Annotated in this window: 22 protein-coding genes and 1 tRNA gene; 7 read left to right on the top strand and 16 right to left on the bottom strand. The window is 38.3% G+C overall.

Annotated elements, in window-relative coordinates; genetic code table 11:
* Positions 1–33: 33 nt before the first annotated feature.
* The gene (locus RHO15_01465; GenBank protein WVD64205.1) at positions 34–1116 is read right to left on the bottom strand and encodes a DegT/DnrJ/EryC1/StrS family aminotransferase; all 1083 of its coding nucleotides are present in this window, start codon (positions 1114–1116) and stop codon (positions 34–36) included.
* A 67-nt stretch (positions 1117–1183) separates the two neighbouring features.
* A complete protein-coding gene (locus tag RHO15_01460; GenBank protein WVD64204.1) occupies positions 1184–2191 on the bottom strand; it encodes a glycosyltransferase in 1008 nt (335 codons plus the stop codon).
* A gap of 303 nt (positions 2192–2494) precedes the next feature.
* Between RHO15_01460 and RHO15_01455 the strand changes: the two genes are divergently transcribed.
* A complete protein-coding gene (locus RHO15_01455) occupies positions 2495–3487 on the top strand; it encodes a hypothetical protein (GenBank protein WVD64203.1) in 993 nt (330 codons plus the stop codon).
* A gap of 82 nt (positions 3488–3569) precedes the next feature.
* Here RHO15_01455 and rfbD read toward each other — a convergent pair whose 3' ends face one another.
* The 5 genes from rfbD to RHO15_01430 are packed head-to-tail and all read right to left on the bottom strand — an operon-like array spanning position 3570 to position 7987.
* Positions 3570–4430 (bottom strand): dTDP-4-dehydrorhamnose reductase, encoded by an 861-nt coding sequence (gene rfbD, locus RHO15_01450; GenBank protein ID WVD64202.1) that lies wholly within the window; start codon positions 4428–4430, stop codon positions 3570–3572.
* Entirely contained in the window at positions 4431–4964 is a 534-nt protein-coding gene (gene rfbC, locus RHO15_01445) for a dTDP-4-dehydrorhamnose 3,5-epimerase (protein ID WVD64201.1), read from the bottom strand. It lies immediately after the preceding gene.
* 10 nt (positions 4965–4974) lie between these two features.
* Entirely contained in the window at positions 4975–5844 is an 870-nt protein-coding gene (gene rfbA, locus RHO15_01440; GenBank protein ID WVD64200.1) for a glucose-1-phosphate thymidylyltransferase RfbA, read from the bottom strand.
* 19 nt (positions 5845–5863) lie between these two features.
* Positions 5864–6928 (bottom strand): dTDP-glucose 4,6-dehydratase, encoded by a 1065-nt coding sequence (gene rfbB / locus RHO15_01435; protein ID WVD64199.1) that lies wholly within the window; start codon positions 6926–6928, stop codon positions 5864–5866.
* A 24-nt stretch (positions 6929–6952) separates the two neighbouring features.
* Entirely contained in the window at positions 6953–7987 is a 1035-nt protein-coding gene (locus RHO15_01430; GenBank protein ID WVD64198.1) for a glycosyltransferase family 4 protein, read from the bottom strand.
* Between the two features lie 235 nt (positions 7988–8222).
* On the opposite strand from RHO15_01430, the gene RHO15_01425 reads away from it, so the two are divergent.
* On the top strand, positions 8223–9035 hold the full coding sequence (locus RHO15_01425; GenBank protein ID WVD64955.1) for a GH32 C-terminal domain-containing protein: 813 nt from the start codon (positions 8223–8225) through the stop codon (positions 9033–9035).
* A 259-nt stretch (positions 9036–9294) separates the two neighbouring features.
* Here the strand turns inward: RHO15_01425 and RHO15_01420 are convergent, their stop codons facing one another.
* Together RHO15_01420 and RHO15_01415 are read right to left on the bottom strand one after the other, a co-directional pair.
* The gene (locus RHO15_01420) at positions 9295–9999 is read right to left on the bottom strand and encodes a hypothetical protein (protein WVD64197.1); all 705 of its coding nucleotides are present in this window, start codon (positions 9997–9999) and stop codon (positions 9295–9297) included.
* Between the two features lie 376 nt (positions 10000–10375).
* Positions 10376–10451: transfer RNA gene (locus tag RHO15_01415), tRNA-Phe, on the bottom strand.
* A gap of 333 nt (positions 10452–10784) precedes the next feature.
* Between RHO15_01415 and RHO15_01410 the strand changes: the two genes are divergently transcribed.
* The 3 genes from RHO15_01410 (at position 10785) to groL (ending at position 13372) form a co-directional block, all read left to right on the top strand.
* A complete protein-coding gene (locus RHO15_01410; protein ID WVD64196.1) occupies positions 10785–11234 on the top strand; it encodes an FxsA family protein in 450 nt (149 codons plus the stop codon).
* Positions 11235–11393: 159 nt separating this feature from the next.
* Entirely contained in the window at positions 11394–11687 is a 294-nt protein-coding gene (locus RHO15_01405; protein WVD64195.1) for a co-chaperone GroES, read from the top strand.
* 44 nt (positions 11688–11731) lie between these two features.
* A complete protein-coding gene (gene groL, locus RHO15_01400) occupies positions 11732–13372 on the top strand; it encodes a chaperonin GroEL (GenBank protein ID WVD64194.1) in 1641 nt (546 codons plus the stop codon).
* 77 nt (positions 13373–13449) lie between these two features.
* Here groL and argF read toward each other — a convergent pair whose 3' ends face one another.
* On the bottom strand, positions 13450–14457 hold the full coding sequence (gene argF / locus RHO15_01395) for an ornithine carbamoyltransferase (GenBank protein ID WVD64193.1): 1008 nt from the start codon (positions 14455–14457) through the stop codon (positions 13450–13452).
* Between the two features lie 251 nt (positions 14458–14708).
* Here argF and carA point away from each other — a divergent pair, with 251 nt between their 5' ends.
* Both carA and carB read left to right on the top strand, forming a co-directional pair.
* Positions 14709–15890 carry a glutamine-hydrolyzing carbamoyl-phosphate synthase small subunit gene (carA, locus tag RHO15_01390; GenBank protein WVD64192.1) on the top strand — a complete coding sequence of 394 codons (1182 nt, stop codon included), beginning with the start codon at positions 14709–14711 and terminating at the stop codon, positions 15888–15890.
* On the top strand, positions 15890–19126 hold the full coding sequence (gene carB, locus RHO15_01385; protein WVD64191.1) for a carbamoyl-phosphate synthase large subunit: 3237 nt from the start codon (positions 15890–15892) through the stop codon (positions 19124–19126). The genes carA and carB overlap by 1 nt, the downstream gene beginning before the upstream one ends.
* Positions 19127–19356: 230 nt before the next feature.
* Here the strand turns inward: carB and ispC are convergent, their stop codons facing one another.
* The 6 genes from ispC to RHO15_01355 form a co-directional block, all read right to left on the bottom strand.
* Positions 19357–20553, bottom strand: coding sequence for a 1-deoxy-D-xylulose-5-phosphate reductoisomerase (gene ispC, locus RHO15_01380; protein WVD64190.1), 1197 nt, complete (start codon positions 20551–20553; stop codon positions 19357–19359).
* A gap of 172 nt (positions 20554–20725) precedes the next feature.
* Entirely contained in the window at positions 20726–21283 is a 558-nt protein-coding gene (frr, locus tag RHO15_01375; GenBank protein WVD64189.1) for a ribosome recycling factor, read from the bottom strand.
* 17 nt (positions 21284–21300) lie between these two features.
* Positions 21301–22041: a UMP kinase gene (gene pyrH / locus RHO15_01370; GenBank protein ID WVD64188.1), complete on the bottom strand. Its 741-nt coding sequence runs from the start codon at positions 22039–22041 to the stop codon at positions 21301–21303.
* Between the two features lie 191 nt (positions 22042–22232).
* Positions 22233–23090 carry a translation elongation factor Ts gene (gene tsf, locus RHO15_01365; GenBank protein WVD64187.1) on the bottom strand — a complete coding sequence of 286 codons (858 nt, stop codon included), beginning with the start codon at positions 23088–23090 and terminating at the stop codon, positions 22233–22235.
* Between the two features lie 103 nt (positions 23091–23193).
* On the bottom strand, positions 23194–23925 hold the full coding sequence (gene rpsB, locus RHO15_01360; GenBank protein ID WVD64186.1) for a 30S ribosomal protein S2: 732 nt from the start codon (positions 23923–23925) through the stop codon (positions 23194–23196).
* A 307-nt stretch (positions 23926–24232) separates the two neighbouring features.
* A complete protein-coding gene (locus RHO15_01355; GenBank protein ID WVD64185.1) occupies positions 24233–25324 on the bottom strand; it encodes an NADH:flavin oxidoreductase/NADH oxidase in 1092 nt (363 codons plus the stop codon).
* Positions 25325–25481 lie beyond the last annotated feature (157 nt).

Here is a 25481-nt window from a genome sequence, read left to right as displayed (position 1 = left end):
CTATTATAATTTCGATAACATGATGGAGAAATATTATGATATTAGCGCTTTGAGAATTATATCACAAACTCTTTGAACATCGGCTTCCTCTAATTCAAAATACAAAGGTAAGCAAGCTATACGTGAGGATATATCTTCAGATATAGGGCAAGACTGTTTATCAACATAAGGCAATTTATTTAAACTAGGATAGAAATATCTTCGAATATAAATACTGTTTTCTGATAATTTATCCATAACGTCTAACAGTTGTTCTTCCGAATTAAATAATACTGGATAATAGGCATAATTATACTTGAGATTGTCTTGCTCTTTGGGTCGACCAATACTCGTGCCGAGTAATCGATCATAAAGTTGAGAAAGTGTTCTTCTTTTATCAATAATTTCTTCAATATAATTAAAATTAGCAAGTCCCATCGCAGCATGAAATTCAGATTGCTTACCATTGATTCCTAACAGAAAATGGTCGTCAAATTTATGCCCAAATCTTTTAATCAAATCGAGATTATCACTGACACCTTTATCATTTACGATACAAGCGCCCCCTTCAACAGTATGAAAAAGCTTTGTTGCATGAAACGAAACCGTAGAAATATCACCATAATCTAATAAAGATTTATCGCAATATATCGAACCAAATGCATGTGCTGCATCATAAATCACTTTTAAATTATATTTTTGGGCTATTTGTTCTATTCGCTTGATATTACATGAATAACCAAAAACATGAACAGCCAGTATTGCTTTGGTATCTTTAGTGATTAATTTTTCAATTTTCTCAGGATCAATACAATAATTATTCGGTTCAATATCAACAAAAATAGGCGTACAACGTTCCCATAATATAGAGGATGTTGTTGCTACATAAGAAAATGGTGTTGTTATAATTTCACCACTTTCAATACCGAGGGCTTTAAAAGCTAACTGTATTGCAATAGTACCATTAGTTACATAATGCAAATTTTCTACTTGTAAGAAAATTTTTAACTTTTGTTCTAACTCCTGCAAAAGAATACCTTGATTGGTTAATTGCCCATTTTGCCAAATTTTGTCAATATACTTTAAATATTCATTTTGAGGAGGTAAAAAACTCTTAGTTACAAATATTTTATCCATAATATATTCTCTTAATATTTAACGCACTCTGCTCTTAATCGCAAAGAAAGAATAACTACAATAATTTTTACCTTAGCTTAGCACAAAAATATTTTAAATAGCGCCATATTCCATGCAGATATTTTCCTTGATGAATCTGGTGTTTTGCCTGATAACGTAAAGAACTTGTTGAAAGAGCCCCGATGAGTGGACTATCTTGCCATGGTGAATGCTTTTTCGCCAAATAAAAATAATCTGAGACAGGGTATTTTGCCCATATGTGCCAGGGTTTTGTGGGTCCAATATAATGAATAAAAACGGTTTCATCGATAATCGGATGAGGATATTTTTGATTATTTTTGCATTGTAATTCAAAATTAATACTGGTTTGTGTATTGTAGTGATTATCTAAAAAGAGAATATCTTTACATAATAAAATATTTAACACATCTTGATCTGGAAAAACAAGCTTTGCTTGAGTTTCTGGATTTGACAGCATTTTCATCGCGCGTTCTGTAATATGACTTTTTAGCCAATTTTTTAAATTGACTAACATCACACCAGAATTGAAATATCCATTGGATATTTCGGGAACTTCAAAAGTTTTGGATCGCTCAAACCAAAAATTCGAATCGCCATCTTTTACAACTGCCGCTGTATAGTTATCCAAAACGAGATCAACAAGCTTTTGCACACTGTTTTTACAAACAACATCTGCATCTAAATAAAGCACACGATCTTCATCGATATGAATAAAATCAAGCGCAAGAAAGCGAAAATACATTGCATATGACCAATTTTTGGTACTCGGTAATTTTTTTAGCTCGTCACAATCAACTAAATATACCGAAATATCACAATGATATTGGGCTGATAATTGTTTTAACTTAGCTTGATAATCCTCATTAAAATAATCAGTAAAAAGATGAAAAGAGAAATGAGTGCTCGAATTATTCATCAATAATGATGCCATAGAGATCATTGAGCCCAACAGAAAATTTTTGTCCACACCATAAGCAACATTAAAAGCGCCATTTGTCCCTTTATTGCCGATATGGTAAGTCTCTTTTATGACCAGCTGCCTCTCAAAAAACATTACATAATTCCATGCCTAAAAATCACCCATTATTTTATAACCCATAAATTTAACACGTAAGTATAACACGTTTGATAATCAAAAAATCCTTATAATATCAACATATTAACCAATACAATAAAGATGTTTACTTTGTAGCCTTTCTCTATCAAATCTTCAAGTAAGAAAACGATTAAGATGATTAAACTAAACGAGGGAATGAGTGGATTTTATACTATAATACTTCGAGAAATGAATCCACCCTAAACAATATAGTATTATATTGTGTATAATTCTAGCTAATTTAATGTTATTGGATAGGTTATGAAAATTTATTTTGCCGAGTGGAATGCTGAATACGAAAAATTGATGTTTAAGCTATTACAATTGGAAAAAAAGTACGATATTACGGTTTTAGATAAAGTAATGAAACATTTTAGACGTTACAATTTAAAGCTTAAACAGAATAAGATCAGTAATAAATGGTTTATTCGTATTCATCAATTTTTTAAATTAAGAAAAATTAATCCGGATGATATTCTCATTTGTAATGGATTTAGTATTTGTGGTTTTATTGATTTAATCAAAGACCTAAATTGTAGAAAAATATTAGTGATTAGAGATACGATTGATGTTTTAGAAGACAGTATGAAAAATAAAAAACATTGGCTCAATAAGAATCGATCCTATGTTGATGAAATTATCCCTTATTTTGATACTGTATTTAGTTTTGATTCAGAGGATTGCAAAAAATATAATTTTAACTATTTAGAACAATTTCTACCTTTTACTGATAGTGGTACCCATGAGATTCGAGAAAAATCTGAACAGAAGAACTCATCCTCTTTAACCTGTTTTTTCGTCGGCGAATATTGGACAGATAGAGAGAAAATTATAAACCATCTAGCCCCTATATTACATAATAATGGCTGCCAAACTGATTTTTACTTAGTTCATTATGATGACCAGCAAAATGCTTATTCTAGTGAACACAAACATTACCAACAAACACCGCTGAGTTATCAAGAAAATATTAAAAAATCGATGGCAGCAGATATTATTTTAGAAATAAATCATCAAGGACAAAGCGGTGTCTCACTACGAACAATTGAAGCCATCGTTCTGAATAAAAAACTGATAACGACAAATAAAGCGATCAAGAACTATCAATTTTATAATCCTCATCAAATTTTTATTTTAGAGAATAACTATGATGAAATAGCCGCGTTCTTAACCGCTAAATTTGCAGCCATTCCAATAGAAAAATTAAATAAATACACCGCAGATGGTATGCTGGAAACGATTATTAATAAGTAGTGATCGTTACTAAAAATAATACCGCTAAAGGACTAATTGGCGTGACTAAGGTGAGATTGAGAAAAATTAATCTCACCTTAGTCTAATCTAATTGACGAATAACTTGCTGTAGTGCTACAAACCAATTACTACACTTAATCCCATTGCTTGTTATTTTGTTACAATCTAGTGCTGAATATTTCGGTCTCTTCGCTAATGTTGGATATTGTGCAGTCGTCAGTGGATGGACAATAATCGGATGTAATAACTTATCTAATTTTGCAGCCTGATCAAATATTTCATGAGCAAATTCATACCAGCTTACCGTACGATCACCACTATAATGATATACGCCACCAGCGAAATTATTTTCTGTTATAACCGTTATAATTGCTTTTGCTAAATCACCCGCATAGGTTGGATTACCAAATTGATCAGCCACAATAGATAATTCATGCCGATCTCGAGCTAATCTAAGCATGGTTTTAACAAAATTATTACCATATTCACTAAATACCCATGACGTTCTCAAAATCACTGCTGATGGATTATTTTCTAAGATAGTTTTTTCACCGAGTCGTTTTGTTTGGCCATAAACATTGATAGGATCTGTTTTATCTGTTTCTAAATAAGGTGTTTGCTTTTGGCCATCAAATACATAATCAGTCGAGATATGAATCAAACGAATCGCTTTTTTCTCAGCAATTTCAGCCAATAACTTTGGTCCAATATGATTGACTAAATTTGCGCGTACTGGATCTTGCTCAGCTTTATCAACAGCAGTATAGGCTGCAGCATTAATAATCACATCAGGATGATAACGATCAATTAAATCAACCAATAATGATCGATCCGTAATATCTAACTCTGCATGCGTTGCCGCTTTTAATGACCATGATGCAGGTAACTGATCTTGTAGACAAAGACCAAGCTGTCCATTCGCACCGGTGAGCAAAACTCTCATTTAAAACAGTTCCTTTAAAAATTTACCATTCTGATCTTTTGCAGATAAAACAGGCTCCGAGACTGGCCAATCTATTGCAATATCAGGATCATTCCAGATTAAACAAGCTTCTTTTTGTGGATTATAATAATCGGTACATTTATATTCAAAATCGGCGATATCCGATAATACGACAAATCCATGCGCCAAGCCTGGCGGTATCCACATCTGCGTTTTGTTCTCTTCAGATAAAATTACCCCTGCCCATAAACCAAATGTTGGCGAGTTTTTACGAATATCAACAGCAACATCAAATACTTCGCCGCGCACAACTCTCACCAGTTTACCTTGAGGATTTTCGGTTTGAAAATGTAGTCCTCTTAACACATGTTTACTCGAGCGTGAATGGTTATCCTGTACAAAATCGCAATCAATATTTAATAACTTTTGATAGCGTTGCTTCTCAAAAGTCTCTAAAAAAAATCCTCGATGGTCGCCAAAAACAGTTGGCTGAATAATTTTTACATCATGAATGGCGGTATCAATAATTTTCATTTAGTATGACCTATTCCTTAACCAATCTGGATAAATATTGTCCATAACCTGTTTTTGACAACAGTTTCACTTGCGCTAAAACTTGTTCTTTAGATAACCAGCCTTTATTGTAGGCAATCTCTTCTAAGCATGCGACTTTCATGCCTTGCCTATTTTCCACAGTATGAACAAATTGTGATGCTTCTATTAAGCTGTCATGTGTTCCCGTATCTAGCCAGGCAAATCCACGGCCCAAAATCTCTACTTTCAATTTACCAGATTGAAGATAACAATCATTCAAATCACTGATTTCTAATTCGCCCCGAGCCGAAGGCTTAAGTGTTTTTGCAAAGCTAATAACTTGATTATCATAAAAATAGAGCCCTGTTACTGCCCAATTAGATTTTGGTTTTTGTGGCTTCTCTTCAATCGATAAAGCACGATAATTTTCATCAAACTCGACAACACCAAATCGCTCAGGATCGATAACTTGATAACAAAATATCGTGGCACAATCATCTGATTGTGCAGCTGCCCTGATGAGCTGTTGACCAAAACTTTGACCAAAATAAATATTATCGCCCAAAACAAGGCAACATGAATCAGTACCAATAAAATCTTCGCCAATAATAAATGCTTCAGCAATACCATTAGGTTGATTTTGAATTGTAAATGTTAAGTTAATACCAAATTGACTACCATCGCCAAGCAGCCGTTTAAAAGCCGCATGATCGTCAGGCGTAGTAATAATTAAGATGTCTTGGATGCCAGCTAGCATTAATACTGACAGTGGATAATAGATCATTGGTTTATCATAAATAGGGAGCAACTGCTTTGAGACACCCTGAGTAATAGGATAAAGTCTCGTTCCCGAACCTCCAGCCAGTACAATGCCTTTCATTAGCAAATCCTTTTAAATATTATTGATGTAACCCGATTCGTGCTCTGGCATAAGAACCATCTTTGATATTATTACACCACTGTAAATTAGCTAAGTACCATTCTACTGTCTTACGAATTCCACTTTCAAATGTTTCTTGCGGTTTCCAGCCAAGCGTCTTAGCCATCTTGGATGCATCTATCGCATAGCGTTTATCATGTCCGGGACGATCTTCAACATAGGTAATCAGGTCGGCAAAGGATTGAATACCATTTGGTTTATCTGCAACTAATTCATCTAAGAGATCACAGATTGTCTTGACTACGTCGATATTTCTGCGTTCATTGTGACCACCGATATTATAGGTTTCACCAATCTTACCTTCAGTCACAACCTGGTACAAAGCGTTTGCATGATCTTCAACATAAAGCCAATCTCTGATTTGATGACCATTACCATAAACAGGCAATGGTTTTCCCTCTATCGCATTGAGGATAATCAGCGGTATTAACTTCTCAGGAAAATGATAAGGGCCATAATTATTTGAACAATTTGTGACAATGGTTGGTAAGCCATAGGTTCTATGCCATGCACGAACCAAATGGTCACTGGCAGCCTTAGTCGCAGAATAAGGACTACTCGGGGAATAAGCGGTCTTTTCAGTAAACAGATCGCTGGTATTAGCCAGATCACCATAAACTTCATCCGTTGAAATATGGTGAAATCTAAATTGACTTTGTTTATCAGCAGATAGCTGTATCCAATATTGCTTTGCTGATTCTAGTAATTGATAAGTACCCATAATATTGGTTTCAATAAAGGTTGATGGACCATCGATAGATCGATCAACATGACTTTCTGCAGCTAAATGCATGATCGCATCGGGTTGATAAGTGGCTAAAAGATAATCTAAAGCTTTACGATCACAAATATCTATTTTGGCAAATTGGTAACGCGCGTCATCAGATACCGATTCGAGAGAATCAAGATTTCCTGCATACGTTAATTTATCAAGCACTAAAACTTCATCATTGGTATGATTGATGATATATCTAACAACAGCAGAGCCAATAAATCCAGCACCACCTGTAACAATTATCTTCATAAATATTCCATAAATAAAACTGGCTTAACTAACTAAATTCATAATCTGTTGAATGTGATGTTTTACACTCACATCGTAACTGATAGATTGGCTTAAATCAGGAAATGCTTTTCTATCAAAATGTATTATATTTTCAATGGCGTTTTGTAAACTTTTATCATCGTTTAATATAAAACTCTGTTTTGCAGGTGCGCTAATAACCTCACACGCACCAATATTCTCTGCAAATACAATAGGCGTGCCGCATAATACCGATTCAATGCCGACAAGTCCAAAAGGTTCATATTCTGATGCCAGTATTGTCGCATCTGCCGCTTGGTAAAGTTTTTCTATCTCATTTGTCCAAGGTAATGTTTTAATATTATGGCCTGTCACCGGTTTACCCAAAATAACCAATTCAATGGGCAGATCAGTTTCAGCAAAGAATTTCTGTAAAAACGGTAAGCCTTTTCTTAGATGACTGCCTGAAGGGAATAAAAAGTAAAATTTATCATTTTTAAAACCAAACTCTTCGCGTAGTTTATGACGTTCTTGGTGGCTAATCGTTTTAAATTTAATATTATCAGCTGGTGGATATATCAACTTAATCTTATCGGATTTAACTTGATAATATGTCACTAATTCATCACACATTAATTGAGAATGAGCGACGATATATTTGGCATTGTTACACTGCGCTCTTTCCAATTTAATGTGCAGTTTATCGGAAATTTTAGCTGTTTTATTCATTGCATGAAGAAAACCGATATGTGTTCCACCGCAGATCATAATATCTGGCGAACGTATACGGCTACAGCCAATTAATAAATCAATTTGATGAGTTTTACAGTATTGATTTACACGCCACGAAAAATAGAGATCGCGTAATTTCCCCGGAATGAATCTGACATTGATTTTAATGATATTAAATGCATCAATATGAGCTAAATTTTTCTCAACTTTTCGAGTAATCACTGTAGGAGAGATACCCAAATTGTATAGACCATAAATTAATTCATATGCATAACGTTCCATGCCACCACTAACACCAAACTTACTACAAGAAATAGCAACTTTCACAGATGAACCTCATATTAGCACTATATCACCATAGCAGTCAGAGTTAACCGGATTGTTTGCGCTTTTTGATAAAAACAAAGTCCAAGTATCTCATAAGGTGTAGCGCCATTCAAGTTAGTCTGATTACAATATACTTTTTAAGTATTAATTTTATTACGATGATAAATATCAGTAGCGTGCCAAAAATTTTGAGTATAAAGCGATAATTTAATTAAGACGAGTATGTAATCGATCTATTTCATTAGATCAACTGTATGATTTATTCAAATTAGACAACAAATATATTCTGCTATTATCACCACAAGGTTTAAAACCGAATGGATACCAATACCATAACCGTTACCACTCAGTCGGATTAATTGGTGAGCTGGATATTCGCTCACGACAATTTACAGTAGAAACCGTGCAGGAACTCGATAATGGATTCGATTTTTATGCACCACAAACAACTTGCGCATCAGATCAGCGGCGGCTTTTAGTGGGATGGATGGGACTACCTGATATCGCCTATCCATCAGATAAAGATAATTGGGCAAACTGTTTAACAATTATTCGCCAATTATCGCTACAAGATGGCTTGATTATCCAAAAACCGGTACATGAATTAGCGAAGAAACGTCACACCCTAAAGACAATTAATTTAGCGATCAACGGTATCGTCGATTTAGCTGACTTTAATTGCCGGAAGGGCGAAATGTGCTTAACACTGAATAATCAAAATGCGGCCGTATCAGGACTGCATTTTTGTGTTGGTGAACAAGAACGGACTACAATACAAGTCGATTGGCAAAAACAGCTGATAATTTTAGATCGTTCTCAAACCGGACAATCCGTTGCCCAAGCGTATGGCGAACAACGTAAAATACCGTATCAAAAAACGAGTATCACATTACAAATATTTTTAGATACGTCATCGGTTGAAATTTTTGTTAATGAGGGTGAGTTTGTGCTTACCAGCCGAATATTTCCAGCACAAAATAGTGATCGGTTACAACTGTTTTCGCATGACGGTTGGTGTAACTTAGTTTTAAAACTGTGGCAATATTAGCAACATTCCAAAATTTTCCCATTTACTTTATATAGGCCTCATATCAAGATAGTGAGGACCTATTTTCCCTTGCTATATATATCCTTTGATATATCCTGATTGAGAAGGTCTCTCTGTGTGTTTATTATCCTAAATGCTATCAATTTGTATGCAGTATAAACAGCGGCTAAAAAAAACATAAAAGACAGAAAATATCGTGCATTACTTAATCAATAACTATTACTATTCAGCGTATCACAGACTTAGAAAAAACTATTTATTACACTGTCATTATTTTATTTGCATTTGCCATCAGTTTATACCAAGCATAAAAGTTCAAATCAGGCACATTATTATAATCCGCAAATTGATCAAGATAGCCAATATAGAAATTATCAGACTGTTTTTCTATGGTATATAACTTTTTTTTGTCATCAGTTTCTCTGACATTCAAGATTTTGCATTGTCCGATTGATCTTAATGTATTATGTATTTCATCAATTTGATTCAAACACTGCTGTTGATTGGTCTTTATTACATAAATTTTATTGTGTGTTTTTAATTCAGATAAAAACTTGCTAGAAAGATAAGTGATTTTGGCTAATTCATTTTGGTAAATTTCAACCAATTGCTCACCTTGAACATTAAAAATCATATTACCATTTTCGTTATGACTATGAATTGCTGAGTGAAAGGCTATTTTATACTGTTGATCAAAAACCATATTTTCACCCCAAGAAGCGAGATTATCGAACAAAAATACGTCATGAAAATGATTTAAAATCAACTGACTCATTGTTGATAAGTCCATTACCCTGACAAATCTAAAAAATGAGCTATGATGATTACCTGATTTGACAAGAAAACAGCCAAATTCACAGTTATCTCCTAAACTCTCGAAACGACTTAAATCCAATTTAGGGGTATACCTCAATGACTTTAAATCGAAACCTGTTTTATCAAAAAACCAACTACGAAAGCCCATTTTATCTCCTATTATGACCTTGCATTGATGTTATCACCCCACGAAAATAAGTGAAGCATCACTGGCCTTTTAATATAGCAGATTATCAAGATTTATGATTCATTTGATACTGCAAATCAAGTAATATCAGTATCATCCTGACGGGTTATTAGTTAGAGAGAGATGAAAATCGTTCAGTTTACGTATAAAATAAAAATGCTGGCAATAGCGTAAAAAAAACCAGTAAGCATGATAAAATCAGATAATACAAATGAGTGATAGTAAAGATATTTTTAGGGTAGTAATCGCATTGCTAGTAAAAAGTCGGTTAAACAACGCTCACTAAGGAAAAAAGACATAAAAAAACCAGCTTTCGCTGGTGTTCTTTATTTTGAATTGGTGCCCGGACGCGGAATCGAACCACGGACACGGGGATTTTCAATCCCCTGCTCTACCGACTGAGCTATCCGGGCAACAACAGATGCGTATTAAACATGATCATCGCCTTTCCGTCAATCCCTTTTTTCAGTTATTTGGTAATTATTTATTTGTTTGTTCGAAAAGTAGATTATTCGGTGATAGATTAATCGATTATAACGATGTAAACCTGATTCCGGCTATCCAGTATGCGTAATAAGGTCAAACTCGAGCATACCCATTATGGGTATCAGATAAGTTTGATTGGCGCATTTTTATGCTTTGGCGGTAAAAAAAATCAATAAAAATGTAAGATTACTTGAAAAGCGACATATTCATCACAAAATAGAGTATAGATTATCATTAGCCCGCAAACAGGTATCTATAATATGCGATTATTACCGCTTTTCCTGCTCTTTCTCTACGTCTACCTTGAAGTCAGTGTCTTTATTATGGCGGCAAACCATATCGGTGTATTACTGGCACTATTAGCTTTAATTGCCACCTCGATAGTCGGTGTTTCAATTGTGAAATCACAAGGCCTAAAAAATATTCGCACCATGCAACAAAAAATGCAATTAGGTGAGAATGCCAATCGTGAAGTGCAAAGCAGTGTCACGTTATTGGCGGGTGGTTTCTTACTACTGATTCCCGGTTTTATTACCGATGTTATCGGCGCCTGCTTACTACTACCGCCCGTGCAGCAATTAGTCGCGCGATTTGTCTTGCCGAAAATAAAGGTAAAAACCCAATTTTGGTCAACAACAAACCGTAAAACAGTTAATAAACCAGATGACGATATTATTGAGGGAAGTTTCTCACGAAAAAATGACGAATAAATAAGCAAATAAAAATATTTTTTTACATTGCACTTGAAAATCATTAAATAGATCCCAAAGTTATGCAGCAATAGAACTAAAAATGATACATCAAATGTCATTTTTAGTCGCATCTTAAACAACCCATTTAATACAAAATTCAGTATAGGAGTATGGCTAATGAAAATTCGTCCACTGCATGATCGAGTGATCATCAAACGTAAAGAAGTTGAATCAAAATCAGCTGGCGGGATAGTGTTAACCGGCACCGCTGCAGGTAAATCAACCCGAGGTGAAGTCCTTGCCGTGGGTAATGGCCGTATTTTAGAAAATGGTCAAGTTCAAGCACTTGACGTTAAAGTCGGTGATATCGTTATCTTTAATGAAGGTTATGGTGTTAAAACAGAAAAAATTGATAACGAAGAAGTTTTAATTCTGTCTGAAAATGATATTTTAGCGATCGTGCAAGCTTAATTAACTGAACAATGAAAGAATACAAATTTTAGGAGAAGTAACAAATGGCAGCTAAAGACGTTAAATTTGGTAATGACGCGCGTACAAAAATGCTACGTGGTGTCAATATTCTTGCTGATGCAGTAAAAGTCACCTTAGGACCAAAAGGTCGTAATGTCGTTTTAGATAAATCTTTTGGCGCACCGACTATCACTAAAGATGGTGTTTCTGTTGCACGTGAAATCGAATTAGAAGATAAATTCGAAAATATGGGTGCTCAGATGGTGAAAGAAGTCGCCTCTAAAGCAAACGATGCGGCAGGTGATGGTACAACAACGGCAACTGTTCTGGCTCAGGCTATTATTAATGAAGGCTTAAAAGCCGTTGCTGCCGGCATGAACCCAATGGACTTAAAGCGCGGTATCGATAAAGCCGTTATTGCCGCAGTTGAAGAGCTGAAAAAATTATCGGTACCTTGTAAAGATTCTAAAGCCATAGCGCAAGTAGGTACAATTTCAGCGAACTCTGATGAAACTGTCGGTAAATTGATCGCAGAAGCGATGGAAAAAGTGGGTAAAGAAGGTGTTATCACTGTTGAAGACGGCACTGGCCTTGAAGATGAGCTAGATGTGGTTGAGGGTATGCAGTTTGACCGTGGTTACCTATCACCTTACTTTATTAATAAACCAGAAACAGCGACCGTCGAATTAGAAAATCCATTTATTTTATTAGTTGATAAAAAGATTTCTAACATTCGTGAGTTATTAACTGTACTTGAAGCCGTTGCTAAATCAGGAAAATCACTGTTAATCATCGCTGAAGATGTTGAAGGTGAAGCATTAGCAACGTTAGTCGTCAATACCATGCGTGGTATTGTGAAAGTGGCTGCTGTTAAAGCGCCTGGTTTTGGTGATCGCCGCAAAGCGATGTTACAAGATATTGCTATCTTAACTGCTGGTACTGTTATCTCTGAAGAGATCGGTCTTGAACTTGAAAAAGTAACCCTTGAAGACTTAGGTCAGGCCAAACGTATCGTTATCAATAAAGATAATACAACGATCATCGATGGTATCGGTGAACAAGCGCTTATCGAAGCACGTGTTTTACAAATTCGTAAACAAATCGAAGAGTCTTCTTCTGATTACGATAAAGAAAAACTGCAAGAGCGTGTTGCAAAACTGGCCGGTGGTGTTGCTGTTATAAAAGTTGGTGCGGCTACTGAAGTTGAAATGAAAGAGAAAAAAGCGCGTGTCGATGATGCATTACATGCAACGCGTGCAGCAGTTGAAGAAGGCGTGGTTGCCGGTGGTGGTGTGGCACTCGTTCGTGTTGCTAGCGTCATTAGTCAATTAAAAGGTGATAACGAAGATCAAAACGTCGGTATCAAAGTGGCGCTTCGCGCGATGGAAGCACCATTACGTCAAATCGTGAGCAACTGTGGTGAAGAGGCCTCTGTTGTAGCTAACTCAGTTAAATTAGGTCAAGGTAACTATGGTTACAATGCCTCAACTGAAGAGTATGGCGATATGATCGCGATGGGTATCTTAGATCCAACTAAAGTTACGCGAAGCGCATTACAGTTCGCATCATCAGTGGCTGGCTTAATGATCACAACTGAATGTATGATTACCGAACTACCAAAAGAAGAAAAGGCAGATTTAGGTGCCGGTATGGGCGGCATGGGTGGTATGGGCGGCATGATGTAATTCATTCCATATCCGTATCACTTTTTAGACAAAGCGCAGTCAATCTGCGCTTTTTTTATTTCAGGTAAAGTATGTATTTAATCCTTTACTAATGTCGCCACCATCACAGCTTTAATGGTGTGCAGTCGATTTTCGGCTTCACCGAAAACAATACTCTGTGTCGATTCAAAAACGTCATTGGTCACTTCAATTCCCTGTGTTAAGCCATACTGCTCAGCCAGCTGTTTACCTACCACCGTATTCATATCATGAAATGCCGGTAAACAGTGCATGAACTTAACCTGAGGATTATGAGTCAGCTCAATTACCTGCTGATTAACTTGGTAAGGCTTAAGCAGTTTAACCCGCTCATCCCACACCGCTTTAGGTTCTCCCATCGAAACCCAAACATCAGTATAAAGAAAATCAACCGCATTCACGCCTGTCGCAATATCTTCAGTCAAGGTGATGACGCCACCGGTTTTTGCTGCTATTTGTTGACACTGCCGAACTAAATCTGGCGCTGGCCAGCAAGACTTGGGTGCCACTAAACGAATATCCATCCCCATCATGGCAGCCCCTTCCATCAAAGAGTTACCCATATTATTTCGTGCATCACCCAGATAAGCAAATTTAACAGAATGTAGTGGACGATCGCCGATATGTTCTTGCATTGTCATAAAATCCGCTAAGATTTGTGTCGGATGCGCTTCGTCAGTGAGACCATTCCAAACCGGCACACCTGCATGCTTAGCCAACGTCTCGACAATTGTTTGACCATAACCACGATACTCAATGCCATCATACATACGCCCTAATACCCGAGCGGTATCCGCGATAGACTCTTTATGACCAATCTGGCTTCCATTTGGCCCTAAATAGGTGACATGCGCCCCCTGATCAAAGGCAGCGACCTCAAAAGCACAGCGAGTTCGTGTAGAATCTTTCTCAAAAATCAGCACAATATTTTTACCTTTGAGTTGCGGTTTTTCAATTTGTTGCTGTTTCGCTTTTTTCAAATCAAGCGATAACGTGAGTAGCTGGCGAATCTCTTGTGGTGTGAAATCTAGTAAGCGCAAAAAATGACGTTGATAGAAACCATACATAATAAATACCCCGGAGAATGAATCGTGATTGAATCATTTTATTTGAATAAATATGCAAAAACAAGCCATCCTTTCATCTATCTCTAACAAAATACTATCTTCAACATATAATCTAAAAAATTAGACAAAAAATAATAAATTTACTAAAAACAACGTGACAAAAAACAGGAACAATAACTATAATAATTCAACTAAAATGAATTAATATTCATTAAATGCAATATTGATGAATGGTCGAGGTTATATTATTTATGTCTCACGCATACGCGCTACTAGTATTAGAAGATGGTACATCTTTTTTAGGACAATCGATTGGTGCAAATGGCCAAACGGTTGGAGAAGTGGTTTTTAATACCTCGATGACCGGCTATCAAGAGATTCTGACAGATCCCTCTTATTCTCAGCAAATGGTCACATTAACTTATCCACATATCGGTAATGTTGGTACCAATTCCAGCGACGAAGAGTCAGATAATGTATACGCTGCAGGTCTGATTATTCGTGATCTGCCTTTAATCGCCAGTAATTATCGCAGTGAAAAATCCCTCAGTGATTATTTAAAACAGCATGATATTATTGCCATAGCCGATATTGATACCCGAAAATTAACGCGTATTTTAAGAGAAAAAGGGGCGCAGCATGGCTGCATCATCACCGGTGAGACACAAGATGAACTTCGATATCAAATCACTCAAGTACAGCGAAAAGCGGCTGCATTTTCAGGCTTAAATGGCGTAGATCTAGCCCAAGTCGTCACCTGTGCCGATAGCTATATTTGGCGTACCGGTAGCTGGACAATCTGTAATGAAAAACCCGCACCAAAACCCGATAGCGAACTACCTTTTCATATTGTCGCTTATGACTTTGGTATCAAAAAAAATATTTTACGTATGCTGAGTGACCGAGGCTGTAAAATCACCGTCGTTCCCGCGACAACAACCGCAGAAACCGTCTTAGCATTAAATCCAGATGGGATTTTTCTCTCGAATGGACCTGGCGATCCAGCCCCATGCACATACGCGATTAAAGCGATTGAGACCTTTCTCAAAAAAGCCATTCCGCTATTTGGTATCTGTTTAGGCCATCAACTATTGGCCTTAGCATGTGGTGCACAAACGATTAAAATGAAATTTGGTCATCACGGTGGTAATCATCCGGTTAAAGATATTGCCAATAATCGTGTCATGATTACAGCGCAAAATCATGGTTTTGCGGTTGACCAAGACTCGTTACCCGCTGATTTGCGAGTAACTCATCAATCCCTGTTTGATGGTTCATTACAAGGTATACACCATAATCATAAACCCGCATTCAGTTTTCAGGGTCATCCAGAAGCCAGCCCTGGCCCACATGATGCCTCTATCCTCTTTGACCACTTTATCGAACTGATGCAAATCAATAAGCAAAATATGGATTATGGGAGTACACACTAATGACAAAAAGAACTGATATTCAAAGTATCCTGATTATTGGTGCCGGTCCGATTGTGATAGGTCAAGCGTGTGAATTTGATTACTCCGGTGCGCAAGCTTGTAAAGCACTACGCGAAGAGGGCTATCGGGTAATACTGGTGAACTCCAATCCCGCGACTATCATGACCGATCCGGATATGGCTGATGCAACTTATATTGAGCCGATTCACTGGACAACGGTGGCGAAGATTATCGAGGTTGAGAGACCTGATGCGCTTTTACCCACAATGGGAGGCCAAACCGCGCTTAACTGTGCTTTAGAACTAGAAAAACAGGGTATATTAGCCCAATTTAATGTTGAAATGATTGGCGCGACTGCAGACGCTATCGATAAAGCGGAAGATAGAGCACGCTTTGATAAGGCCATGAAGGCAATTGGCCTGAATACTGCCCGCTCAGGCATTGCCCATACCTTAACCGAAGCTTATCAGGTATTAGCGCAGGTCGGCTTTCCGTGTATTATTCGTCCCTCTTTTACCATGGGTGGTAGTGGCGGTGGCATTGCCTACAATCAAGAAGAGTTCGAGTCAATCTGTACCCATGGTTTAGATTTATCGCCGACCAATGAATTATTAATCGACGAATCGCTGATTGGCTGGAAAGAGTACGAAATGGAGGTGGTACGCGATAAAAAAGATAATTGCATCATTGTCTGTTCTATCGAAAATTTTGATGCGATGGGTATTCATACTGGTGACTCTATCACCGTCGCGCCCGCTCAAACCTTAACTGATAAAGAGTATCAGATGATGCGAAATGCGTCTGTGGCCGTTTTACGTGAAATTGGTGTCGAAACAGGTGGTGCAAATGTTCAATTCGCCGTCAATCCGGCAAATGGTTATCTGATTGTGATTGAGATGAATCCGCGGGTCTCGCGCTCCTCCGCGCTGGCCTCGAAAGCAACCGGTTTTCCGATCGCGAAAATTGCCGCTAAACTGGCGATTGGTTATACGCTAGATGAACTCGCCAATGAGATTACCGGCAATAAAACCCCAGCCTCTTTTGAACCGGCATTAGACTACGTCGTCACTAAGATTCCCCGTTTTAATTTTGAAAAGTTTGCTGGTTGCAGTGATCGTTTAACCACACAGATGAAATCAGTTGGCGAAGTGATGGCTATTGGTCGAACATTTCAAGAGTCATTACAAAAGGCACTACGCGGGCTTGAAGTTGGTGTGACGGGGTTTGACCCTAAAATTGATAATTATACCGATGCAGCGGTACTATCTATCCTTCGTCGCGAACTTCAGGAAGCGGGCAGCGAACGTATTTGGTATATCGCCGATGCATTTCGGGCTGGATTTACACTCGATGAAGTTTTCCAGTTAACCCATATTGATCGCTGGTTCTTAATTCAAATTCAGCAACTGATCAAATTTGAGCTCAGCGTGAGCCAAACATCTATAGAAAAAATCGATATTACGTTACTCAGGCAGCTTAAACGTAAAGGTTTCTCTGATGCCAGATTGGCCAAATTACTTCACGTCCAAGAAGCGGATATTCGCCAGAAACGTCAGCGATTTAATCTATATCCAGTGTATAAGCGGGTAGATACTTGTGCAGCCGAGTTTGCTACCCATACCGCTTACCTCTATTCAACCTATGAAGAGGAGTGTGAAGCTGATCCACAATTTGCTAAAAATAAGATTATGATTTTAGGGGGTGGACCCAATCGAATAGGCCAAGGTATTGAGTTTGACTATTGTTGTGTTCATGCCGCACTAGCGCTACGCGAAGACGGATTTGAAACGATTATGGTCAACTGTAATCCGGAAACGGTATCGACGGATTACGATACCTCAGATCGCCTCTACTTCGAACCGGTCACCTTTGAAGATGTCTTAGAGATTGTGCGAATAGAAAAACCCACCGGCGTCATTGTGCAGTATGGTGGACAAACACCACTAAAACTCGCCAGAGCATTAGCGCAAGCCGGCGTCCCGATTATCGGCACGTCGCCCGATGCGATTGATCGAGCTGAGGATAGACAGCGTTTTCAGGCAGTGGTCGATAAACTGAATCTACTACAACCAGTCAATGGCACGGTAACCGATTTGGCGCAAGCAATAATCACTGCAGAAAAAATTGGTTATCCGCTAGTTGTGCGGCCTTCCTATGTCCTGGGTGGTCGAGCCATGGAAATTGTGTATGATGAACAGGATCTCAGACGCTATTTTAAAACTGCGATCAGCGAATCCAACAATGCCCCGGTGCTGCTCGACCATTTTCTTGACGATGCAACAGAAGTCGATATTGATGTGATGAGTGACGGCCATACGGTGGTGATTGGTGGCATTATGGAACATATTGAGCAAGCGGGTGTTCATTCCGGCGACTCAGCCTGTTCGTTGCCCGCTTATTCTCTCAGTCAAGCAATTCAGGATAAATTACGTGAGCAAGCCAAACAATTAGCTTTAGAGCTTAATGTAAAAGGTTTGATGAATGCACAGTTTGCGATAAAAAATAGTGAGATTTATTTAATTGAAGTTAATCCCAGAGCAGCTCGAACAGTACCTTTTGTCTCAAAAGCCACCAGCTTACCCTTAGCGAAAATTGGCGCACGTATCATGGCCGGTCAATCACTCAATAAACAGGGTATTTTCAACGAAATTATTCCGCCCTATTACTCAGTTAAAGAAGTGGTGCTGCCCTTCAATAAATTCAGTGGTGTTGATCCAATCCTAGGGCCTGAAATGCGTTCAACCGGGGAAGTGATGGGTATTGGGCGAACCTTTGCTGAAGCTTTTGCCAAGGCCCAGCTTGGCAGCTTATCCAACATGAAAAAGCAAGGAAAAGCCTTGCTATCAGTCAGAGAACAAGATAAAAAAGGGATCATCGCGGTCGCTAAACAATTACTCGAATATGGCTTTAGTATTGATGCAACTGTTGGCACAGCAGCGGCTTTAATCTCAGCCGGTTTACCTTGTCAGGTTGTCAAAAAAGAGACCGAAGGTCGACCTAATATTCATGATCATATCAAAAATAAAGAATATAGTTATATTCTCAATACCACATCAGGCAGAGCGGCAATTGAGTCGTCCAAAACGCTTCGTCGAAGCGCTATACAGTACAAAGTTCATTATGATACGACTATGAATGCCGGTTACGCAACAATGGCTGCAATAGGCTGCAATCCAACAGATAGCGTAATATCGTTACAAAAAATTTACAAAAAGTTATCTTTAAAAAAAGGTTAACCAAAAAAAAACGGTTTTATTTATCAATAAAAAACAAAATGTTACAAAATTTAGATAAATATTATTATTTTATTAAAAATAAACTGGTATTTTTACGTGAAAATGTGTTAAAATACTGTCAAAGGAAATAAAATAAATAGAAAATCACAATTTAATGTGATTAATAAGAATTTATTGACAGGGATGTCGATAAACCTATCGGCACTGATAGGTTTGTTCTTTTAGATATATTAAAAATAGGATTTTTTTATTATATCTACTGTTTTTTCACGAGCAGCTGCATCAATATCTAATACCTCTTCCACACAACGAGGCGCTGAAGGACTTAGACTATTCAGTGCATTTTCTACGATTTCAGCAATATCCATAAAACCAACTTGTCCATTAAGAAATGCCTCCACCGCTATCTCATTCGCGGCATTTAAAATGGTTGTCGCACTTTGTCCTGCTTGAGAAGCCGCAATAGCTAGTTTTAAGCAAGGATAACGTGCAAAATCTGGCTGTTTAAATGTCAAACCGGATAACTGATAAAAATCTAATGGGGCAACACCGGATACAATTCGAGCCGGATAAGCCATCGCATAAGCTATCGGCGTACACATGTCCGGATTGCCCAATTGAGCAATAACTGAACCATCTTCATAGCGCACCATGGAGTGAATAATCGATTGGGGATGAATGATAATCTCCATTTCAGCGGCACAGGCATTAAATAACCATCTCGCTTCAATATACTCAAGACCTTTATTCATCATTGTTGCCGAATCAACAGAAATTTTACGCCCCATTGACCAATTAGGATGTGCAATCGCCTGCTGCGGCGATACATCACCCAGCTCGCTGATCGGCTTATCGCGAAAAGGACCTCCCGAACCAGTCAGAATAATTTTGGTAATACCTTGTTCAGCTAAATTTGCGAAACCTAAATCTTGCTGAGCAGCAATCGGTAAACTTTGATAAATGGCATTATGCTCACTATCAACCGGTAATAGTTGTGCATTATAGGTTTTGACCGCTTGCATAAATAGATGACCACAGGTGACTAACGCCTCTTTATTCGCCAATAAAATACGTTTACCTTGTTTGATTGCCGCTAAAGTTGGGATGAGCCCTGCTGCACCGACAATCGCCGCCATCACCTGAGAGACTTCCGGTAAACTGACTAAATCACAACTGGCTTGCTGGCCGCTGGTAACGTTGATTTTTAAGTGATGCGCATCTAGTAGCGCTTTTAACTGATTAGCTGAAGCGGCATCTGCCATCGCAACATAAGTGGGTTTAAACTCAACACACTGCTCAAACATTTTTTTATAATTATAACCACCCACCAGCACATAAGCTTGAAAACGGGTAGGATTATGTCGAATCACCGATAACGTACTACAACCTATCGAGCCAGTAGAGCCTAAAATTGCGATTTTTTCCATTATATTGTTCACTCATCTTAATTGACCCGCAAATATTACGCTAAGCTAAACAGCAATGTAAACAGGATTCAAGATAAACTGGTAAAAAATGAAGTTGATTTTGGTGGTGGAGATAAAAGGAGAAGTGAATAGTCATAAAAAAATCCGGTATAAACCGGATTTTTTATTTATCTTAGAATGCCATTAGCTCTTTTTCTTTATCAGCTAATGCAATATCTAATTTTTTAATCATATTATCAGTCAGTTTTTGCGTAACATCTTGCGCTTTACGCTCATCATCTTCTGAAATTTCTTTATCTTTCAATAAAGCTTTTATCTGATCATTCGCATCACGACGGATATTTCGAATTGAAACACGACCCTGTTCCGCTTCATTTCTAACAATTTTAGTTAAATCACGACGACGCTCTTCCGTTAATGGTGGAAGCGGTACGCGAATGATGGTTCCCGCTGAAGACGGATTTAAGCCTAAATCTGAAGTTAAAATTGCTTTTTCAACCGCTTGGATCAGTGATTTATCAAATACACTGATCGCCAGTGTTCTTGAGTCTTCAACGACCACATTAGCCACTTGGCGTAATGGGGTTGCACTGCCATAATATTGAACCTGAAGGCCGTCTAATAAGCTAGGAGACGCACGACCGGTACGAATCTTTGAAATATGCTGCTGAAAAGCTTCCAAACTTTTTTCCATGCGCGTTTCAGCATCTTTTTGAATTTCATTAATCATATATCAACCTTTAAATGTTAACTAACCGACACGTGACGATTAATCAATGTCCCTTCTTTTTCACCCATAATTACCCGGCGTAACGCCCCTGGCTTATTCATGTTGAACACGCAAATAGGCAAATTATGGTCTCTGGCTAAGGTGAAAGCAGCTAAATCCATCACCTTTAATTCATCATCGAGCACTTTATCATAAGTTAAAGTTTCATAACGAGTGGCATTTGGATCTTTCTCTGGATCTGCAGTATACACGCCTTCCACTTTTGTCGCTTTCAGCACAATATCAGCTTCAATTTCAATACCACGCAAGCAAGCCGCTGAATCCGTTGTAAAGAATGGATTACCGGTACCAGCAGAGAAAATCACCACTTTACCGTGACGCAGTAAACTGATCGCCTCAGTCCAACTATAATCATCACAAACACCATTTAATGGAATGGCTGACATTAATCGCGCATTCACATAAGCACGATGTAATGCATCGCGCATCGCAAGACCATTCATCACTGTTGCCAGCATCCCCATATGGTCGCCCACAACACGATTCATCCCTGCTTTTGCAAGTCCGGCACCGCGGAATAAATTACCACCGCCGATTACAACACCAACCTGAATACCCATCTCGATGAGTTCTTTAATCTCAAGCGCCATACGATCAAGGACTGTAGCATCAATACCAAAGCCTTCATCACCCTGCAAAGCTTCACCGCTGAGCTTGAGTAAAATGCGCTTATATATTGGTTTAGAATTTGTAATCATAATAGAGTCCTAGCTTGCAATTCTATCAATTATCATTTGATGATATTAGCTTTCATTATTACGCGATATGAGTGATATTCCTAGTATCTATATAGCTCCGCGGCGATATAGACTAAAAACATCATGCGGAAAGAATAAAAGCTAACCTTACATAAACAAAACCGCCTAAGCGGCGGTTTTTAATCTTAGGATTAAGATTGTTTAGACATCGCCGCGACTTCGGCAGCAAAATCTACTTCAACTTTCTCAACGCCTTCACCCACTTCATAACGGATAAAGGTTGCGACAGTTGCTTTGCGCTCTTTTAATATATCACCAACAGTTTTACTTGGATCCATAACAAAAGCTTGACCAGTAAGCGAGATCTCACCAGTAAATTTACGCATACGACCTTCGATCATCTTCTCTGCGATTTCACGTGGTTTACCTGACTGAATCGCAATATCGATCTGAATTTCACGCTCGTGCGCAACAACATCAGCAGATACATCTTCAGGGTTAACGAATTCTGGTTTGCTTGCTGCAATGTGCATTGCAACATGCTTAATTGTGTCTGCATCAGCACCAGAAGCGGCAACTAATACACCGATACGTGCACCGTGTTGATATGCGCCAACCATATCGCCAGACACTTCAGCAACACGACGAATACCAATATTTTCACCGATTTTAGCGACTAACTGAGCGCGTTTTTCTTCAAAACGTGCTTGTAATACAGTCACATCAGTAATGCGATCATCTAACGCAGCTTGAGCAACTTCGTTACTGAAAGCAAGAAAACTTTCGTCTTTAGCAACAAAGTCAGTTTCACAGTTGATTTCTAAAATAACACCAAATTTGTTACCATCTGCAATTTTAGTGACAATCACACCTTCAGCCGCAACACGGCCCGCTTTTTTAGCCGCTTTCGCTTGACCTGATTTACGCATATTATCGATAGCTAGCTCTATATCGCCATTCGCTTCAACTAATGCTTTTTTACATTCCATCATACCTGCGCCAGTTCTTTCGCGCAGTTCTTTCACCATTGCAGCAGTTACTTCAGCCATTTTATCATCCTCTGTAGAGGGGGTATACGAATTACCCCATTATACAAACTGTAAAGAATTATTCTGTTCAGGAAGGGTCAGAAAACTGACCCTTTAATCGATATTATTCAGCAGATTCTACGAAAGTTTCTTCAGAAACTGGTGCTGTATTTTGCTCGCGTCCTGCACGAATAGCTTGTGCTACTGCAGTTGCATATAATTGAATTGCACGAATCGCATCATCATTACCAGGAATGACGTAATCGATACCATCTGGACTAGAGTTTGTATCAACGATTGCAAATACAGGAATACCTAGGTTATTTGCTTCTTTGATAGCGATATGCTCGTGATCAGCGCCAATAACAAAAATAGCGTCAGGTAAACCGCCCATATTTTTGATACCGCCAAGGCTATTTTCTAATTTAGCCATTTCACGCGTACGCATCAAAACTTCTTTTTTGGTCAGTTTTTCAAAAGTACCATCTTGAGTTTGATTTTCTAAATCTTTCAAACGCTTGATTGATTGACGAACTGTTTTCCAGTTAGTCAACATACCACCTAACCAACGGTGATTAACATAAAACTGATCACAGCTTTCAGCTGCTTGTTTGATATTTTCGCTTGCTGCACGTTTAGTACCAACGAAAAGAATTTTGCCACGGCGTGCTGCAATTTTATTTAATTCAGCTAATGCATCATTAAACATTGGCACTGTTTTTTCCAAGTTGATGATATGAACCTTGTTACGAGCACCGAAAATAAACGGTTTCATTTTTGGGTTCCAGTAACGAGTTTGGTGACCGAAGTGAACACCAGCTTGCAGCATATCGCGCATAGATACAGTAATACTCATGATTTCCTCATTTAAAATTGGGGTTATGCCTCCACATACTCGCTTCAACCGACCTATTTGTAAACAAAAGGCACCCCGGCAAAGAGTGATAGTATGTGTGTGTTATAACGTTGTTTATTAAAAATAAAATTGCCGATAGTACAAATCAAAACTTGCAGCTATAAGCAGTGCGCATTTATACCACAAATTGATATCAATTACCAGTCGTTAATCACGAAAATAGTTGTTATAAAAAACAGTAAGCGATCGCATACCCCATAATATGCAAAACAAGCTTACGCTATGATGGCGTAAGCTGAATAGAACCTTATTTAAATAAGTTTTTTACGCCATGGGGAGTACTGCACAGATATTGTGGCGGGGCAATCACTTGTGCCTGTAATGTTTCGGCAGCTTGCCAGCCCCAATGTGGATTATAAAGCATACCTCGTCCAACCGCGACCATATCAGCCTGACCTGTGCTCACTATGGCTTCAGCCTGAATGGCTTCAGTGATTAATCCGACCGCTATCACCGGAATATCAATATGAGATTTAATCGCTTGGGCAAAATTAACTTGATAATTTGGACCAACCGGTATCTGCTGCGCATCTGATAATCCACCAGAGGAAACGTGAATATAGCTGCATCCGAGTGCAGCCAACTTTTGACATAACACCAAAGATTGGGATAAATCCCAACCATGCTCAATCCAATCTGTCGCTGAAATACGAATACCTACCGCTTTATGCGTTGGCAATACGGCTCTAATCGCCTGATAAACTTCAATAACAATACGTATTCGATTCTCTAAACTATCCCCATACTCATCAGTACGCTGATTCGCTATTGGCGATAAAAATTGATGAAGTAAATAGCCATGTGCAGCGTGAATTTCAATCATATCAAAACCCGCTTTATCGGCATAAATAGCAGACTGCGCAAATTGAGTAATGATCGCTTGGATTTCGTTTTTAGATAACGCGACAGGCGTACCATAATTATCATTTACCGGAATAGCCGAAGGCGCAACAGTTTGCCAGCCTCCATCAGCCGGTTTTACATAGTGAAAATTCTGCCACGGTTGACTCATTGAGGCTTTGCGACCGGCATGTACCAACTGCACCGCAATCGGCATCGGCGAATATTGCCGGATTGAATCGAGTAATTTTTTCATCGCTAGTTGATGATCATCACTCCATAAACCTAAATCAAAGGGTGATAAACGACCTGCTGGACAAATGGCGGTGGCCTCCATAATCATTAAACCCGCGCCCGAATGAGACAACGAACCATAATGCATAAGATGCCAGTCAGTCGGCAATCCATCTTTCGCTGAATACTGACACATCGGTGGAATCACTAGACGATTGTCTAAACTCTGACGACCAATTTTAATCGGTGTAAAAAGCTGACTCATATATGCTCCTCAATGATTTTCTGGATACAGAATTAAATATATCAATTTATCTAAAAAGAGTCATTTTTTCTTTAGAACTTAGATAAGCATAATGGTTATACCGATGATAATCACTACACTTTATTTAGAAGATGTCTATTTTGGCCAAGGATAGACA

The sequence above is a fragment of the Orbaceae bacterium lpD01 genome, from assembly GCA_036251705.1.
Lineage (GTDB): Bacteria > Pseudomonadota > Gammaproteobacteria > Enterobacterales > Orbaceae > Utexia > Utexia brackfieldae.
This window is presented reverse-complemented; position numbering and strand designations above follow the sequence as displayed.

Excerpts from the sequence above, each read along its gene's own strand:
- RHO15_01460 (WVD64204.1), bottom strand. The coding sequence starts at position 2,191 with ATGTTTTTTGAGAGGCAGCTGGTCATAAAAGAGACTTACCATATCGGC.
- RHO15_01405 (WVD64195.1), top strand. The coding sequence starts at position 11,394 with ATGAAAATTCGTCCACTGCATGATCGAGTGATCATCAAACGTAAAGAA.
- rfbD (WVD64202.1), bottom strand. The coding sequence starts at position 4,430 with ATGAGAGTTTTGCTCACCGGTGCGAATGGACAGCTTGGTCTTTGTCTA.
- argF (WVD64193.1), bottom strand. The coding sequence starts at position 14,457 with ATGTATGGTTTCTATCAACGTCATTTTTTGCGCTTACTAGATTTCACA.
- rfbC (WVD64201.1), bottom strand. The coding sequence starts at position 4,964 with ATGAAAATTATTGATACCGCCATTCATGATGTAAAAATTATTCAGCCA.
- RHO15_01420 (WVD64197.1), bottom strand. The coding sequence starts at position 9,999 with ATGGGCTTTCGTAGTTGGTTTTTTGATAAAACAGGTTTCGATTTAAAG.
- RHO15_01465 (WVD64205.1), bottom strand. The coding sequence starts at position 1,116 with ATGGATAAAATATTTGTAACTAAGAGTTTTTTACCTCCTCAAAATGAA.
- carA (WVD64192.1), top strand. The coding sequence starts at position 14,709 with ATGTCTCACGCATACGCGCTACTAGTATTAGAAGATGGTACATCTTTT.
- groL (WVD64194.1), top strand. The coding sequence starts at position 11,732 with ATGGCAGCTAAAGACGTTAAATTTGGTAATGACGCGCGTACAAAAATG.
- carB (WVD64191.1), top strand. The coding sequence starts at position 15,890 with ATGACAAAAAGAACTGATATTCAAAGTATCCTGATTATTGGTGCCGGT.
- ispC (WVD64190.1), bottom strand. The coding sequence starts at position 20,553 with ATGGAAAAAATCGCAATTTTAGGCTCTACTGGCTCGATAGGTTGTAGT.
- frr (WVD64189.1), bottom strand. The coding sequence starts at position 21,283 with ATGATTAATGAAATTCAAAAAGATGCTGAAACGCGCATGGAAAAAAGT.
- pyrH (WVD64188.1), bottom strand. The coding sequence starts at position 22,041 with ATGATTACAAATTCTAAACCAATATATAAGCGCATTTTACTCAAGCTC.
- rfbA (WVD64200.1), bottom strand. The coding sequence starts at position 5,844 with ATGAAAGGCATTGTACTGGCTGGAGGTTCGGGAACGAGACTTTATCCT.
- rfbB (WVD64199.1), bottom strand. The coding sequence starts at position 6,928 with ATGAAGATAATTGTTACAGGTGGTGCTGGATTTATTGGCTCTGCTGTT.
- tsf (WVD64187.1), bottom strand. The coding sequence starts at position 23,090 with ATGGCTGAAGTAACTGCTGCAATGGTGAAAGAACTGCGCGAAAGAACT.
- rpsB (WVD64186.1), bottom strand. The coding sequence starts at position 23,925 with ATGAGTATTACTGTATCTATGCGCGATATGCTGCAAGCTGGTGTTCAC.
- RHO15_01410 (WVD64196.1), top strand. The coding sequence starts at position 10,785 with ATGCGATTATTACCGCTTTTCCTGCTCTTTCTCTACGTCTACCTTGAA.
- RHO15_01455 (WVD64203.1), top strand. The coding sequence starts at position 2,495 with ATGAAAATTTATTTTGCCGAGTGGAATGCTGAATACGAAAAATTGATG.
- RHO15_01355 (WVD64185.1), bottom strand. The coding sequence starts at position 25,324 with ATGAGTCAGCTTTTTACACCGATTAAAATTGGTCGTCAGAGTTTAGAC.